Here is a 14,884-nt window from a genome sequence, read left to right on the forward strand (position 1 = left end):
AGATGGAGAGATGGCCTGACCCCAAGTTCCTCCCCCGCGAGGGGGAGGTGCCGAACGCAGTGAGGCGGAGGGGGACAGACGAAAAAGCCCGGCGTCAGGCGGATGCTTTCCGCACACCCACCGTCACGGCGCCGTCATGCTGGCGTCACACCCTGGACACCAAATCACCCTAGCGGCCCGATCCGATGCCGCACTACCGCACCATATTCATCTCGGACCTGCATCTGGGATCCAAGGGCTGCCAGGCCGAGGCTCTGTGCGTGTTCATGAAGGAGCACACGTCGGAGCGGCTCTACCTGGTCGGGGACATCATCGACGGCTGGCGGATGCGCAAGCGATGGTACTGGCCGCAGAGCCACACCAATGTCGTGCGCCGCATCCTGACCGCAGCCAAGCGCGGCACGGACGTGACCTACATCATCGGCAATCACGACGAATTCCTGCGCGGGTTCCTGAAGTTCAGGCTGATGTTCGGCGACATCGCCGTCAAGAACCGCGCCGTGCACGAGGGCGAGGACGGCAAGCGCTATCTCGTCGTCCATGGCGACATGTTCGACGGGCTGATGCGCACGGACCGCAAATGGATCATGCATCTGGGCGACAGCGCCTACAATTTCCTGCTCTGGGCGAACACGAAGTTGAACGCGGTGCGCCGCAGTCTCGGCATGGACTATTGGTCGCTGTCCAAGACGCTGAAATCGCGCACCAAGCGGGCGATGAACTTCATCCATTCCTTCGAAGGCCATGTCGCGGACTATTGCCGCCGCAAGCGCTTCGACGGCGCGATCTGCGGCCACATCCACGTCGCCGAGCAGCGCGACATCGACGGGATCGCCTACAAGAACACCGGCGACTGGGTGGAGAGCTGCACCGCGCTGGTCGAGCATTTCGACGGGACGTGGGAAATCCTGCACTTCGCCCCGCACGCCGCCGTGATCAAGGACCGCGCGATCTACGGCGAACCGCGTCGGACGGACATGCCCGCCGGATTAATACCGGCGGAATAGGCTTCCGCGCCCGCCTCGGGGAACGGGTAGACCGGCTCCGGCAGGCAGTCGCCCAGGCGAGGGCCGTCCGGATCCGGGCCGTGCGCGGGGCGGCGGGCGCGAAGGCGCCGGATCCGGTCGCGCTCCCTATCCAGCTGCCGGAAGGCCCGGTTCAGCGTCTTGCGCAGGCGCGGCTTGAGGTGCGGGACGGCGGCGCCTTCCGGTATCCCCTTGAGCGACATGAACAGCGCCGTCGCGAAGACGAGGTCGTTTTCCGGCAGATAGCCTGCGCCGAACACGTCCGCCCCGGCCCAGCCATTGGCGCCGACCACGACGTCGTGCCGCGTATTGGCCAGGAACAGCCCATAGCCGAAATAGACCGCCGTCAGGTCGGTGAAGAGTTCGTAGAGTTCCAGGTCGAGCCCGGATCCCGGCACGTTCAACTCGGCCCATTCCGGCGCTCGCTGATGCGCGGCATGGGCCAGTTCGTGGGCGAAGGTGGCGACCAGATCGGTCGCGCCCATCGCCTCGTCATAATAGATCAGTTCGCGCGGCGGCAGGCCGTCCCGGTCCAGGCGCTGATAGGTCGCACAGGCCGCTTCGGCGTCGCTTTCGATGAACCCGCCGCCGTCCAGCGGCTCGGTCGGCAGCACGTCGACGGCCACGGGCTCGAACAGGAGATGATCGGCGAAGCCGTATTGCCGCCGCACGATCTCGAACAGATGCGCGGCGAGATCCCCGGGCGCTGCCGGGAAATGTTCGGGAACGGGCCGCCAGAGTTCCGAGCCGGGCAGGCCCGGCCCGGTCGAGAAATGATCGATCAGCCAGGCGAAGCCGTCGAACTGCCAGTCCGCGACGAGCGGATCTACCAAGCTTCCCCTGCCGAACAGGGCGCCGAGCATCGCTCTCAGTCGGGCTTCTTCTTGCGGCCGTACAGTTCGAGCCGGTGGTCGACCAGTTCGTAGCCGAGCTTTTCGGCGATGCGGTGCTGCAGGGCCTCGATCTCGTCGTCGACGAATTCGATCACGTCGCCGGTCTGCACGTCGATCAGGTGGTCGTGATGTTCGGCATCGGCGGCTTCGTAGCGGGCGCGGCCGTCGCGGAAGTCGTGCATCGAGATGATGCCGCTGTCGGCGAACAGGCGCACCGTGCGGTAGACGGTCGCCAGGCTGATCTTCGGATCAATAGTGGAGGCGCGGTTGTAGAGCTCCTCGGCGTCGGGGTGGTCGTCCGACCGCGCCAGAACCTTGGCGATGACGCGCCGTTGCTCCGTCAGGCGCAAACCCTGTTCGACGCACTTCTTTTCGATCCAGGTTTCCGTATGGGGCATGACCATTCCTTAACCGCGTCCGGGGTCTGCGTCCAGCGAAGCCGGATAGGGCGTTTCCAGCGGCAGATCATAGGTCAGCGCCGCCATGCGCCCGCCGGGCCGGGCGTAATAGGCCGGACGCCGCCCGATCGGCGTGAAACCCAGACGGTCGTAGAGCGCCCGCGCCGGGATGTTGTCTTCCGCGACTTCGAGGAAGATGTGGCGCAGACCCGTCGCGCGCAGCCGATTCGCGGCCTCTTCCAGGATAAGGCCGGCCAGACCCCGGCCCCGCCCGTCGGGACGCGTCGCCACCGTCAGGACTTCCGCATCCGCGTCGGAAAGGCGCAAGACGGCGAAACTGCACAGCTCCCCGTCGACGAAGAGGCCCAGGCAAAGATCGCGCCCGGCATGAACGCTCATGTCCAGCGCGGACCAGCTCTTGTCGAAACAGCGGGCATGGACCGCCGCCATGGCCGGCGCGTCGGAGGCGCCGAGCAGCCGCGGACCATGGCCGTTCGTCACGGCGACAGACCGCCCGGCAGCTTCGCATCCGGCGCGCGCGCATAGAGCGGCTCGGCCGGGTGGTCGGCCGGATCGGCACTCGCCGCCATCCGCGCCATCACGCGCACGTCGCAACCGTCCGCGTCGTACAGGCCGGCTTGGAGACGGTCGGCCATTTCGGCAGCCTCGTCCATCGTCATGGCGCGCGGCGGATCCAGAGCCTCGGCGAAGCTGTATTGCGCCGCGAAGACCTGTCCGCGCTTGATGTCGCGGAAGACCGCGACCAGAGCGTCGCCCGCTTCGCGCAGCTCTTCCGCCCTCACCTGCAGCGCGTCGATCCCCAGCACCGGCGTGCGGCGCGGCAGGGCGAACCCCTTGGCGTAGGACAGACCGACGCGCAGGCCCGTAAAGCTGCCCGGTCCCGTGCAGACCGCGATGCGCCCGATCCGCGAAGGCGCGACTCCGCTTCCGATCATCAATTCGGCCACCATGGGCGCGAGCCGTTCGGCATGGCCGCGCCCGATCCGCTCGGACGCGTAAGCCAGAACCGCATCGCCTTGCACCAGGCAGGCGGAACAGTCCGGCCCGGTCGTATCCAGACCCAGGACGATCACGAAGCGGCGACCCAGAAACCCTTAGGCCGCGGCCTGCTCGACACGCGTCACTTCGGGAACGTAATGCTTCAGCAGGTTCTCGATCCCGTGCTTGAGGGTCATCGTGCTGGACGGGCAGCCCGCACAGGCGCCGCGCATCTCCAGGAACACCGCACCGTCATCTTCGTCGAAATGGCGGAAGACGATGTCGCCGCCGTCCTGCGCCACGGCCGGACGCACGCGCAGTTCGATCAGCTCCTTGATCTGTTCCACGATCTCGGCGGTTTCGCCTTCGTAGACGCGCTCATCGACCTCTCCGGCGTGCAGCTGTTCGGACAAGGGCACGCCGCCCGCGACGAAGAAATCCATGATCGCGCCCAGCACGGCGGGACGCAGATGTTTCCACTGCGCATCTTCGGACTTGGTGACGGAGATGAAATCGCTGCCGAACATCAGGCGGCTGACATCCGGAATCATGAACAGCATTTCGGCCAGCGGTGCGCTCGACACGTCCGCGCCGCGCGTGAATTCGACCGGCGTCGCTCCGTCTCCTGCCACGTCGCGGCCGGGCAGGAATTTCAGGGTCGCCGGGTTCGGCGTGTCTTCGGTCTGGATGAACATGGTCGTCCTCGTCCGTTGGCTTGGGGTCGTCCGCTATGTGGGCGCCTCCCGGCCCGGGTGCAAGCACATGACACGCAAGTGATGGCGCGCGCCTTTCCTCGCGCCTGAACGGCCTCGCGCTTGGACGGCCTCGCGCTCGAACGGCCTCGCGCCTGCACGGGCTTCGCGCCTGCATGGCCGCGAACCGCAGGCGGCGGATTGACCGGCGGGCCGGTTCGGGCATGATGGCGCGGATGGGACCGTACCGCTGGATAGTCGCCGCAATATCGGTCGCCGGCCTGGCCGCCTGCGCCAGCACGGCGACGCGCCTGCCCGATATCAGCGAAACCGACTTGCGCGCCGAGTCGATCGTGCAGGAAACCCGCGCGCTCGCGGTGCAGGCCGCGCATGCCGAGCGGCTGATGAAGGTCGGGCGGCAGGTTCTGCGCGCCAATGCCGAGCTTTGCCCCAAGACCCGCCGCAATATCGGCGTCCTGGTCCATTCCGAGGACAGCTACCCGAAGGAGATGCGCATCGCCGCCCGGCGCGAACTGGGCGCGACGCGCGATCCCAGCGTGATGCGGGTCGTGGCGGGCGGTCCAGCCGCACGCGCCGGCGTGCGTCCGGGCGACGTCTTCCTGCTGGACGGCCGCCCGGCGGATCCGCGCGACAAGGCGTTCCGCGAGCGTTTGGATCCGGCCCAAGTCGCGCTCGACATCCGGCGCGGTGATGAAGACCTGACCCTGACGGTGCAGCCCGAAACGGTCTGCCGGTCGCAGCTGCGGCTGCGTCCCAGCACGGAGATCAATGCGCTGGCCGACGGGCGCAACATCACGGTCACGACCGGCATGATGGATTTCACGCAATCCGACGACGAACTCGCCCTCATCGTCGGACACGAGCTGGCCCACAACACGATGGGCCACATCCGCAAGGTCGTGGGCAATTTCCTGCTGTCCGGATTCGCGACACGCTATACGCGCCCTTTCGAATCCGAAGCGGACTATGTCGGCCTCTACTACATGGTCCGCGCGGGCTTCGATCCCGACGACGTGGAAGCCTTCTGGCGGCGGTTGGCCGATGTCGATCCGCGCTCCGTGAACCGGGCCAAGACGCATCCGACCTTCCCGGACCGATATTTGCGCATCGCCGCCGCGCGCGACGAGATCCGCGCCAAGCAGGCGGCGAACGCGCCATTGGTCCCGAATTTCAAGGCCGGCGATGAATAGGCGCGCTCTCAGAACCGGTCTGACCCTGGCCGCGGCGTGCCTGGCGGCCTGGCTGGGCGCGTCGTCGCTTGTCGACAGCCCGGACACGGAGACGGACAGGACCGAAACCTCCTATGAGCGCTTCGCCGCCGTGGTCGCGCGGCATCAGGCCATGTCCGAGCGCGTCGCCGCGATCAGCCGCCGCCTGCGGGTCGCCAACGCCCCGCTCTGCCGCGTCACCCGCCCCGATGCCGGGCTGTCGACGCACCGGCTGGAGGACTACCCGCGGCCGTTGCGGCCGCTCGCCCTGCATTTCATGGATCTGGGCGAGGAGGGGCGCTTCATCCGGTCGGTCGTGCCGGGTTCGCCCGCCGACCGGGCGGCCCTTCATCCCGGCGAGCGCGTCCTGTCGGGATGGCCCTTGCGCGAGGACGCCGCATTGGTGACGGGGAGCGGCCCGGTCGCGCTGGATCCCGACGAGGCCTGTGTCGCCCCGGCTTTCGTGATCGACTCGCCCGTGCCGAACGCCGGAACCGACGGGCGCGAGATCGCGCTGTCCACCACCCTGGTCGACCAAGCCGCGGACGAGGCCGCGCTGGCCTTCATCATCGCGCACGAAATGGCCCACATATTGCGCGATCACAAACCCGACGGCCCGCGCTGGATGGCGGAACTGCAGGCGGACGGCGACGCGCTGACCCTGATGCGCAATGCGGGCTACGACATTGCGGCGACCGTGGCGGGCTGGGAAGCAGGCGTCGAAGTCCACCGCGAGAGCCAGTCCATGAGCGCGACCCATCCGCCACTGGACATCCGGCTGGAGAATCTGACGCGCACGCTGGCGCGGCTGGAAGCGCAGACTGGGGGTTTCCGGACCCTGGACGACTGAATCCGGTCGCTCTATCCTCATTATCGCGGATGCGGCACGACCGAAGTTTTCCATGCGGTCGCACAAGACGGGCGCGCGATCACGGACGCTGTCTTCGTCCCCGGCAATGAATAGCGGGGACGCCCGACCGGTTTGAGCCTAGTCCCGGTCGCGAATCGGAAAGTCCACATCCATCGTTTCGCCGTTCGTCAGCGTCAGCGTGACCGGCACGGTCGCCTGTCCTTCGTCGCGGGTGAAACCGAACAGCATGAGGTGCAGCCCGCCCGGCTCCAGCGTGACGGTTTCGCCGGTCGGCAGGTCGATCGCTTCGACTTCGCGCATCTTCATCACCCCGTCTTCCATCGTGTGCGTGTGCAGCTCGATATCTGCGGCATTGGGGCTTTGTGCGGCGACGATCGCGCCGGACGCCCCGCTATTGACGGCCGTCAGGTATCCGGCCGCCACGTCGCGGCCCTTCAGCGGCGCCATGATGTAGGGATCGGACAGGGTGACCGCCATCTCGGCCGGGACGGTCTCGGCCGGCATTTCGGCCGTTGCCGTCGGCGCGTCTTCGACGATCACGACCTCGTCCGTATCGGTCGCATTGTCGGCGCAGGCGGCGAGCACGAGCGCGCAGGACAGGAGCAGGATGCGTTTCATGGGAGTTTCCTTCTAAGAGGCGCGGCTTCCGTGGAAGCCGATGATGTGGCGGACATCCGCCATGACGGGTTCTGAGATTTCGCGCGCGGCATCGGCCGAGCGGGCCATGATGCGGTCCAGCTCGTCCGGGTCAGACAGGTAGCGCCGCATCAGGTCGGAAACGGGCCGCAGCGCTTCGACCGCGACCTCGGCCAGCGCCGTCTTGAACGGTCCGAACTGGGACCCTTGGTGCCGGTCCAGCACGACCTGGTCCGGAATGTCGGCCAGCGCGGCGTAGATGCCGACCAGATTGGCGATTTCGGGGCGGCCTTCCATGGCTTCGACCGTGACGGGCATCTCGCCCGTGTCGGTCTTGGCCTTGCGGATCTTTCGGGCGATCATGTCCGCATCGTCGGTCAGATTGATGCGGGACGCATCCGACGGGTCCGATTTGGACATCTTCTTCGTGCCGTCGCGCAGGGACATGATCCGGGCGCCCGCCCTATTTCCATTAAGCCCCTGGATCAGCGGTTCAGGCAGCGGGAAGAAATTCGGCGCTCCGGCCGGCTCGCCGAAATCGCGGTTGAACTTGGCGGCGATGTCGCGCGACAGCTCCAGATGCTGCTTCTGGTCTTCGCCGACCGGCACGTGCGTGGCCTTGAAGGCGAGAATGTCGGCGGCTTGCAGCACCGGATAGGTGAACAGGCCGACGCTGGCGGCCTCGGCATTCTTGCCGGACTTGTCCTTGAACTGGGTCATGCGCTGCACCCAGCCCATGCGGGCGACGCAGTTGAAATACCAGGCCAGCTCCGCATGAGCGGGCACGGCGGACTGCGCATAGACCCCCGCCTTGTTCGGATCGACGCCCGCCGCCAGGAAGGCGGCCGCGATATGGCGCGTCTGGTCCGCCAGCTTGGCGCGGTCCACCGGCATCGTGATGGCGTGCAGATCGACGATGCAGAACAGGCAGTCGTGATCGTGCTGCAGCCGGGCGAACTTCTTCAGCGCGCCGAGATAGTTGCCCAAGTGCAGCGATCCCGTCGGCTGCACGCCGGAAAAGACGCGGTCCGGTCCCTGATAGTCGTTCGAGGCCTGATGATCTGCGGCGTCGGTCATGATTTCCTGAAGGCGTCCTTGATGTCGGCGAGGCCATAAGCGCGCAAGACGGCAGCGGCAAGACCGAACACCGCCCCGCCCGCGCCCGTCAGCGCCGCCAGCGCAAGCAGGTCGGTCAGGAAGCCCGACGCCCCGAGATCGGGCACGAAGCCGCGCATCCAGACCAGCGCCGCACCCATGACGATGGCCGCCAAGGCGATGCGGGGCAGGCGCGCTATCAACCGTTTGTCCGTCACCAGACGGCGCGAGCGCACCAGTAGAAAGCTCAGCCCCGCCACATTGACCCAGGCCGCGACCGACGTGGCCAGGGCCAGCCCTTCGAAGCCGATCGTGACGAACAGCGCGTAGCCCAGCGTGATATTGATCAGCGCCGAGATGCCCGCCCAGATCATCGGCGTGCGCGTATCCTCGCGCGCGAAGAAAGCGGGCGTAAGGACTTTCAGCAGCACGAAGGCCGGCAGGCCGAGCGCGAAGAACTGCAGCGCCTTGGCGACCTGCGCCGTCGTGTCCGCCGTGAACGCCCCGCGTTCGAATAGACCGGCAATGAGGATGTCCGGCACGAGAAACAGCGCGACGGCGGCCGGGAGTGTGAACAGCATGGACAGTTCGATGGCACGGTTCTGCGTATTCATGGCGGACGCGCCGTCCCCGGCTCTCAGACTTCGCGACAGGCTGGGCAGCAGGGCCACCCCCATGGCGATGCCGATCATGCCGAGCGGCAACTGATAGAGCCGGTCGGCGTAGGTCAGCCAGCTGACGGCGCTGGCCTGCATCGAGGCGATGGTGTTCGACACGAGCAGGTTGATCTGCGTGATGCCCGACCCGATGATGCCCGGCACGCCGAGCACGATCAGCCGCCGGACCCCCGGCGTCAGGCGCGGGCGCTTGAGGTGCAGCGTCATGCCCGCGCGCCGCGCGCCCCAGATCACGGTCGCCGCCTGCGCCGCGCCGGACGCCGTGATGGCGATGGACAGCGCCAGCCCGATGCCGCGCTGGTCGAGCTCCAGACGCGGCGCGAGCGTGAGCGCGGTGATCATGAAGGCGTTGAGCAGGATCGGCACCCCGGCGGCGAGCGCGAACTTCTCGCGCGTGTTCAGCACGCCCGAAAACAGTGCCGTCATCGACATGAAGAGCAGGTAGGGCATGGTAATGACCGCATAGAAGACGGCCAGATGATAGGGCGAAATGCCGTCTTCGTTGACGGCTCGGTCCAGCCCGAAACCGATGATGTTCAACGATACGGGCATGGTCAGCTGGAACGCGATGACAACGGCCGCGACGGTGAAGAACAGAGCGGACGCAGCCTCGGACGCGAAATGGTCGGCCGCGTCATCGCCGTCCTGTTCGATCTTGCGGGCATAGAGCGGAACGAAGGCCGCGTTGAACGCGCCTTCGGCGAACATGCGGCGGAAGACGTTGGGCAGCTTGAAGGCGAGGAAGAACGCATCCGATACCGCGCCCGCCCCCAGGAAACGCGCGATCAGCACGTCGCGGACCAAGCCCATGACGCGGCTGACGAGGGTGAGCGACGCGATGATCGCGGTGGAACGAAGCAATCTCATGGACGGGTCACGCGGCCGTCACGTCGGGATCGGACAGAGCGGCTTTCAGCGCGGCTCGCACGCGGCGGCGGGTGCGGTCTGGAATCCGCCCGGGTTGGCCGTCCGCACCATGCGAGCGCACATAGAAGGCATCGACGGCCTTTTCGCCCAGGCCTTCGATATGGGCGGACAGGACTTCCAGGTCGTGGTCGCGCAGCACGGCCGCGATGGCCGCCAACAGGCCCGGCCGGTCGCGCCCTTCCACTTCCAGAATGGTCGTGCCGCGCGACGCCCTGTCCGTGAAGCGCACACGCGGGGTCACCGGGATGGCGTCGGCCCGGCGCGAGACCAGCGGCGCTGGAATGGCATAGGCGCGGTCCGGTCTCGACAGGGCGCCCCACGCGCGCGCGACCAGCGTCTTGCGGGCCGAGTCATTACGAGAGCCGAACGCCTTGGAGTCCGCGTTCTGCAGGTAGAAGACGTTGAAGACCTGCGCCCGACCGTGCGCGTCCGCCGGGCCGGTATGCAGGCGCGCGCCCGCGACCGACGCGCCGCAGGTCGCGATGGCGTGGGTCAGATCGGCGAACAGGCCGTTGCGGTCCGCGCACAGCACCCAGAGTTCGGTCACGTCGTGCGCGCGGTCCACACGCGTGCGCACGCCTTCGGTGATCGGGGCGTCCGGATCGGCGATCTTTTCGACGAACCGCGCATGGCGGATGAAATCCTGCATATCGAAGGACAGCCAATAGTCGGTTCCCAACCGGTCCAGCACGGGGGCGACGGCCGCTTCGGCCTCTGCGCTCAGCCGGTCGAACAGTTGTTCGCGCAGGGACGCCGCGCGCGACGGCCTGTCCAGCTCTGAATGCCCGTCCAGATAGGCTTGCGCCGCGGCGAACAGCGTCTTGAGAAGCGTGCCCTTCCAGTCGTTCCACACGCCCGGCCCGACGGAGCGGATGTCCACGACGGTCAACACGTAGAGCAGGCGCAGGCGCGACGGATTGCCGACCAGCGCGGCGAAGTCGGCGACCGTGTCGGGATCGGAAATGTCGCGCCGCTGGGCGGTCTCGCTCATCTCCAGATGCGAGCGCACCAGCCAGGCGACCGTGTCCGTGACCTCGCGCGGTTGTCCCAGGCGGCGGCAGGCGCGGCGCGCCAGCTGTGCGCCCTCCACGCATTGGTCGCCCTTGCCCTTGCCCGTATCGTGCAGCAGGCAGGCCAGCATCAGGATGCGCCGTTCCTGCTTGTTCAGACCCATGGCGACCGCGCTGGGGGTCGGCATGTCGTCCGCATGGCGGCCCCGGATCAGGTCGTCGGCCGCATCGACCAGGCGCAGCGTGTGTTCGTCCACCGTGTAGGCATGATGCATGTTGAACTGGGTGCGCGCCACGATGCCGCCGAATTCCGTTAGGTAGCGGCCCAGCACGCCGGCTTCGTTCATGACCCTGAGCGTCGCCGCCGGCGCCTTGGCCGTGTCCAGCAGGCGCAGGAACAGCGCCGCATTGTCCGGATCGCGGCGGAAGTCCGGATCGATCAGGTTGCGGCGGTAGTCGATGGCTGACAGCGCGTCCGGATGGATATCGACATTGCGCCGCCCGGCCGTTTCGAACAGCTGCAGGATGACGGTGGGATCGTTGCGGATTTCCATCGGGTCGCGGAAGTTTAGGCGACCCGTGGTCAATTTGAGGTTCGGGTTCTTCAGGTCGCGGCGCGATCCCGGCATCAGGGCGAACAGGTTGGGGATCCGAAGCGCGCGGCGTTCTTCCAGCTTGGCGCAGGCGATCCGGGTCAGCGCGCCGACCTCCTTGGCATTTGTGAAATATTCGCGCATGAAGCGCTCCACCGCGACCTCCACGGGGCCCGATGCGTGCCCCATCCTGCGGCACAGCTCCACCTGCCGGTCGAAGGTCAGGGTCTCGACCGCGCGTCCGCTCATCCAGTGTAGGTTATGCCGCGCGCGCCAGAGGAAGTCCGCCGCGCGGCGGAAACGCGTCGCCGCCTGTTTCTCGAACAGGCCCATGCCGACATAGTCCTCGACCTGCTGCGGGTCGGTCAGCCGGCCGTCCCGGTCCTGGTAGCGCGCGATCCAATAGAGCACATGCAGGTCGCGCAGCCCCCCCTTGCCCTCCTTGATGTTGGGTTCGATCACGTAGCGCGAATTGCCCTCGCGGGCGTGGCGCTCGTCGCGTTCGGCCAGCTTGCCGGCGATATAGGCCCGGCCCGGCCCCTTGGTCGCTTCGCGCCGGAAGCGGGTGTAGAGGTCCGATGCCAGCCCCGGATCCCCACGCAGCACGCGCAGGTCCAACAACGCGGTCAGAATGGTCTGGTCTTCCTTGGCGAGCTTCACGGAATGGTCGACCGTGCGCACGGCGTGACCGACTTTCAGCCCGAGATCCCACAGCATGTAGAGGACGAATTCCGTCAGCCGTTCGACATGGGCCGAGATCTTCTTGTCGTTGGTCAAGAACAACAGGTCGAGATCGGAAAAGGGCGCCATCTCCCCCCGCCCGTAGCCCCCGATGGCGCACAGGGCGACCCGCTCGGACTCGGTCGGGTTGGACACGCGCACTTCGTGGGTGACGGCGTAGTCCCAGATCGCGCCGACGATTTCGTCATGGATCGCCGCGATCAGCCGCGCCGTTTCGAGCCCGTCCAGACGGCCGCGGTCGAACCGTTCGCGGGCGAGGGTCATGGCGGACTTCAACTCCGCCGAAAGAAGCGATAGCGCGTCCGCCCGCCCGCTGCCCGTCTCGGACGCGCGGGTCAGCCGGATGCGCAGGTCCTCGGCGTCTATGCCCGTATCGGGCGCGTCGATGCGCTCCGGGATGGGGATGGGTTTGCGCGCCATCAGGGCGCATCCGCCAGCTTGCGCCGCAGCGCATAGACGAGGTCGAGCGCGTCGCGCGGGCTGAGCGCGTCCGGATCGACGGCGGCCAGCGCGTCCTCCACTGCGCTGGGCGCGGGCGGCGGGGCGGGCGCGGCGGCCGTGAAGAGCGGCAGGTCGCCCAGACCCAGCTCGCCGCCTTCGGCCTCCAGCCGGTCCAGCACGGCCTTGGCGCGGGCGACCGCCACGGGCGGCAGGCCCGCCAGCTTGGCGACCTGGATGCCGTAGGACCGGTCCGCCGCGCCGGGCCGCACATCGTGCAGGAAGATCAGCTCGCCTTCATGTTCTCGCGCGCGCAGTGACAGGTTCTGCGCACCGTCCAGCGAAGCCACCAGTTCGGTGAGTTCGTGGTAATGGGTGGCGAACAGGGCGCGCGACTTGTTGACGGCGTGGAGATGTTCCACCGCCGCCCAGGCGATGGACAGCCCGTCGAAGGTCGCCGTGCCGCGCCCGATCTCGTCCAGGATGACGAAGCTGCGCGCCGTCGCCTGGTTCAGGATGGCGGCCGTTTCGATCATTTCGACCATGAAGGTGGAACGCCCTTTGGACAGGTCGTCCGACGCCCCGACGCGCGAAAACAATCTGTCCACCAATCCGACCCTCGCGCGTTTCGCCGGAACGAAGGATCCGGCCTGCGCCAGCAGGACGATCAGCGCCGTCTGGCGAAGATAGGTCGATTTCCCGGCCATGTTGGGACCGGTGATCAGGGCGAGACGCGGGCAGGCGTCCTGGGCGTCATCCGGAGCCGCTCCGTCCAGCCGCGTGTCGTTGGGCGTGAAGCGAGTCGCGGATTGCCTGGCCAGCGCGGCTTCGACGACCGGGTGGCGACCGCCGTCGATCTCAAGCGCGACGCTGTCGTCGACCGTCGGCTGGGTCGCGCCGCTTTCCAGCGCCCAGAGCGCGAGCCCGGCATGGACGTCGAGCGCCGCCAGTGCGTTGGCGGCGCGCCGGATAGGGTCGGCCAGATCGGAAACCCGGCTCCGGAACGCCTCGAACGCATCCAGTTCCAGCCCCAGCACCTTGTCGGCCGCGCCGGAAATGTCGCGGTCCAAGGCGGACAGCTCCGTCGTCGTGAATCGCACGCCGGACACCAGCGTCTGGCGGTGGATGAAATCGTCCCGGCCGAGCATCGTGTCGGCGTGTTTGGGGCTGACTTCGACATGGTAGCCCAGCACGTTGTTGTGCTTGATCTTCAGCGCGGTCACGCCGGTCGCGACGGCATATTTTCCCTGCAGCGCAGCGACTGAACGGCGCGTTTCGTCGCGCAGTCCCCTCAGCCGGTCGATCTCCGCCGACCAGCCCGGCGCGATCAGCCCGCCGTCGCGCGCCTGCATCGGCGGATCGTCTACCAGCGCGGTGTCCAGATCGCGCACCAGCTGCGCCAGTTCCGACTTGTCCGACAGGGACAGGGTGGAGAGACGGCGTTCCAGTTCCGACACCGGGGTGAGGGTCGGGCGTTTGGCCAGGTCGGCATTGACCGCCTCGCCTGCCCGCAGCGCCGTCCCGATCGTGGCCAGATCGCGCGGTCCGCCCCGGCCGAGTTGCAGACGCGACAGGGCGCGCGCCGCATCGCCGGTTGCCTTCAACTCATCCAGCAGGGCGCCGCGCCAGTCCGTTTCGTCATGCAGCTGCGAGACGGCGTCGAGCCGGGCGCGGATCGCCGCCATGTCCGTGAGGGGCCGCGACAGGCGCGCGGCGAGCAGGCGCGCGCCGGGGCCGGTCACGGTCCGGTCGATGACCGAGAGCAGGCTCCCTTTTCGTCGGCCCTGAAGAGTGCGGTCGATCTCCAGGCTGGCACGCGTGGCGCTGTCGATCGACAACCAGCCGGAGCGCAAGGTCCGTTGCGGCGGCGACAGGGCGACGCGGTCGCCCGCCTGCGTCAATTCCACATAATCGACCAACGCCCCGGCCGCGCGGATCTCTTCGGGCGCGAAGTCGCCGAACCCGTCCAGCGACGCGACATCGAAACGCTCGCCCAGCAGCCGTTCGCCCGCGCGCCGGTCGAACTTGGTCGGCGGCAGCGGCGTCAGCGCGTAACCGCGATCCGCCCAATCATTGTAGAGCGTCTCCGGGATCAGCAGTTCGCTGGGCCGCAACGCGGCGACTTCGGCGGCCAGATCCTCTGGCGAACACGCACAGGTCTGGAAACTGCCGTCCGAAACATCCGCCCAAGCCAGCGCCGCATCCCCCGCCAGACCCGTCACCAGCGCGGCGAGGATGTTGGAGTCGCGGGCTTCGAGCAGCGTGTCCTCCGACAAGGTGCCGGGCGTGACCAGGCGCACGACCTCGCGGCGCACGACCGATTTCGACCCGCGTTTTTTGGCTTCGGCCGGATCTTCGGTCTGTTCGCAAACGGCCACGCGGAAACCGGACCTGATGAGGCGCGCCAGATAGGCTTCGGACGCGTGGACCGGCACGCCGCACATCGGGATCGCGGCGCCCGCATGCTTGCCGCGCTTGGTCAGCGCGATGTCGAGCGCGGCGGCCGCCTTGACCGCATCGTCGAAGAACAGTTCATAGAAATCGCCCATGCGGTAGAACAACAGCGCTTCGGGCCCGACCTCGTCCTTGATGGCCAGATATTGCGCCATCATGGGGGTGGGTTTGGACGGCGTGGATTGTGTGGTCGTATTCGGGCTCAC

General features: G+C 67.5%; 13 protein-coding genes. 3 read left to right on the top strand and 10 right to left on the bottom strand.

What is annotated here, in order from left to right:
* Positions 1–185 precede the first annotated feature (185 nt).
* Complete coding sequence (locus Q0718_RS11535) at positions 186–1,007, top strand: UDP-2,3-diacylglucosamine diphosphatase (RefSeq protein ID WP_298917970.1); 822 nt, start codon at positions 186–188, stop codon at positions 1,005–1,007.
* Here Q0718_RS11535 and Q0718_RS11540 read toward each other — a convergent pair.
* From Q0718_RS11540 to Q0718_RS13735, 5 genes are read right to left on the bottom strand one after another with little or no spacing between them, the layout of a single operon-like run.
* Positions 953–1,858 carry a hypothetical protein gene (locus Q0718_RS11540; protein WP_298917972.1) on the bottom strand — a complete coding sequence of 302 codons (906 nt, stop codon included), beginning with the start codon at positions 1,856–1,858 and terminating at the stop codon, positions 953–955. The two genes, Q0718_RS11535 and Q0718_RS11540, sit on opposite strands and share 55 nt — an antisense overlap.
* 35 nt (positions 1,859–1,893) lie before the next feature.
* Complete coding sequence (locus Q0718_RS11545; protein ID WP_298917974.1) at positions 1,894–2,316, bottom strand: Fur family transcriptional regulator; 423 nt, start codon at positions 2,314–2,316, stop codon at positions 1,894–1,896.
* Positions 2,317–2,325: 9 nt separating this feature from the next.
* Positions 2,326–2,817 (bottom strand): GNAT family N-acetyltransferase, encoded by a 492-nt coding sequence (locus tag Q0718_RS11550; protein ID WP_298917976.1) that lies wholly within the window; start codon positions 2,815–2,817, stop codon positions 2,326–2,328.
* Complete coding sequence (gene tsaB, locus Q0718_RS11555; RefSeq protein WP_298917978.1) at positions 2,814–3,410, bottom strand: tRNA (adenosine(37)-N6)-threonylcarbamoyltransferase complex dimerization subunit type 1 TsaB; 597 nt, start codon at positions 3,408–3,410, stop codon at positions 2,814–2,816. Before tsaB ends, Q0718_RS11550 begins: the two co-directional genes overlap by 4 nt.
* Before the next feature lie 21 nt (positions 3,411–3,431).
* Complete coding sequence (locus Q0718_RS13735; RefSeq protein ID WP_366523883.1) at positions 3,432–4,010, bottom strand: NifU family protein; 579 nt, start codon at positions 4,008–4,010, stop codon at positions 3,432–3,434.
* A gap of 173 nt (positions 4,011–4,183) precedes the next feature.
* Here Q0718_RS13735 and Q0718_RS11570 point away from each other — a divergent pair, with 173 nt between their 5' ends.
* Both Q0718_RS11570 and Q0718_RS11575 read left to right on the top strand, forming a co-directional pair.
* Positions 4,184–5,218: a M48 family metallopeptidase gene (locus Q0718_RS11570; protein WP_298917980.1), complete on the top strand. Its 1,035-nt coding sequence runs from the start codon at positions 4,184–4,186 to the stop codon at positions 5,216–5,218.
* Positions 5,211–6,086 (top strand): M48 family metalloprotease, encoded by an 876-nt coding sequence (locus Q0718_RS11575; RefSeq protein ID WP_298917982.1) that lies wholly within the window; start codon positions 5,211–5,213, stop codon positions 6,084–6,086. The genes Q0718_RS11570 and Q0718_RS11575 overlap by 8 nt, the downstream gene beginning before the upstream one ends.
* A gap of 138 nt (positions 6,087–6,224) precedes the next feature.
* On the opposite strand, the gene Q0718_RS11580 is transcribed toward Q0718_RS11575, so the two are convergent.
* Genes Q0718_RS11580 through mutS form a run of 5 tightly spaced genes read right to left on the bottom strand, consistent with a single transcriptional unit; the run spans position 6,225 to position 14,884 of the window.
* A complete protein-coding gene (locus tag Q0718_RS11580; protein ID WP_298917984.1) occupies positions 6,225–6,725 on the bottom strand; it encodes a copper chaperone PCu(A)C in 501 nt (166 codons plus the stop codon).
* A 12-nt stretch (positions 6,726–6,737) separates the two neighbouring features.
* Positions 6,738–7,820, bottom strand: coding sequence for a tryptophan--tRNA ligase (gene trpS / locus Q0718_RS11585; protein WP_298917986.1), 1,083 nt, complete (start codon positions 7,818–7,820; stop codon positions 6,738–6,740).
* Positions 7,817–9,382 (bottom strand): murein biosynthesis integral membrane protein MurJ, encoded by a 1,566-nt coding sequence (gene murJ, locus Q0718_RS11590; protein WP_298917989.1) that lies wholly within the window; start codon positions 9,380–9,382, stop codon positions 7,817–7,819. The genes trpS and murJ overlap by 4 nt, the downstream gene beginning before the upstream one ends.
* A gap of 7 nt (positions 9,383–9,389) precedes the next feature.
* Positions 9,390–12,206: a [protein-PII] uridylyltransferase gene (gene glnD / locus Q0718_RS11595; protein WP_298917991.1), complete on the bottom strand. Its 2,817-nt coding sequence runs from the start codon at positions 12,204–12,206 to the stop codon at positions 9,390–9,392.
* The gene (gene mutS, locus Q0718_RS11600; RefSeq protein ID WP_298917993.1) at positions 12,206–14,884 is read right to left on the bottom strand and encodes a DNA mismatch repair protein MutS; all 2,679 of its coding nucleotides are present in this window, start codon (positions 14,882–14,884) and stop codon (positions 12,206–12,208) included. The genes glnD and mutS overlap by 1 nt, the downstream gene beginning before the upstream one ends.

The organism is uncultured Algimonas sp., from assembly GCF_947498175.1.
Lineage (GTDB): Bacteria > Pseudomonadota > Alphaproteobacteria > Caulobacterales > Maricaulaceae > Litorimonas.

Excerpts from the sequence above, each read along its gene's own strand:
- Q0718_RS11575 (WP_298917982.1), top strand. The coding sequence starts at position 5,211 with ATGAATAGGCGCGCTCTCAGAACCGGTCTGACCCTGGCCGCGGCGTGC.
- Q0718_RS13735 (WP_366523883.1), bottom strand. The coding sequence starts at position 4,010 with ATGTTCATCCAGACCGAAGACACGCCGAACCCGGCGACCCTGAAATTC.
- murJ (WP_298917989.1), bottom strand. The coding sequence starts at position 9,382 with ATGAGATTGCTTCGTTCCACCGCGATCATCGCGTCGCTCACCCTCGTC.
- Q0718_RS11570 (WP_298917980.1), top strand. The coding sequence starts at position 4,184 with ATGGCCGCGAACCGCAGGCGGCGGATTGACCGGCGGGCCGGTTCGGGC.
- Q0718_RS11545 (WP_298917974.1), bottom strand. The coding sequence starts at position 2,316 with ATGCCCCATACGGAAACCTGGATCGAAAAGAAGTGCGTCGAACAGGGT.
- glnD (WP_298917991.1), bottom strand. The coding sequence starts at position 12,206 with ATGGCGCGCAAACCCATCCCCATCCCGGAGCGCATCGACGCGCCCGAT.
- Q0718_RS11580 (WP_298917984.1), bottom strand. The coding sequence starts at position 6,725 with ATGAAACGCATCCTGCTCCTGTCCTGCGCGCTCGTGCTCGCCGCCTGC.
- trpS (WP_298917986.1), bottom strand. The coding sequence starts at position 7,820 with ATGACCGACGCCGCAGATCATCAGGCCTCGAACGACTATCAGGGACCG.
- Q0718_RS11535 (WP_298917970.1), top strand. The coding sequence starts at position 186 with ATGCCGCACTACCGCACCATATTCATCTCGGACCTGCATCTGGGATCC.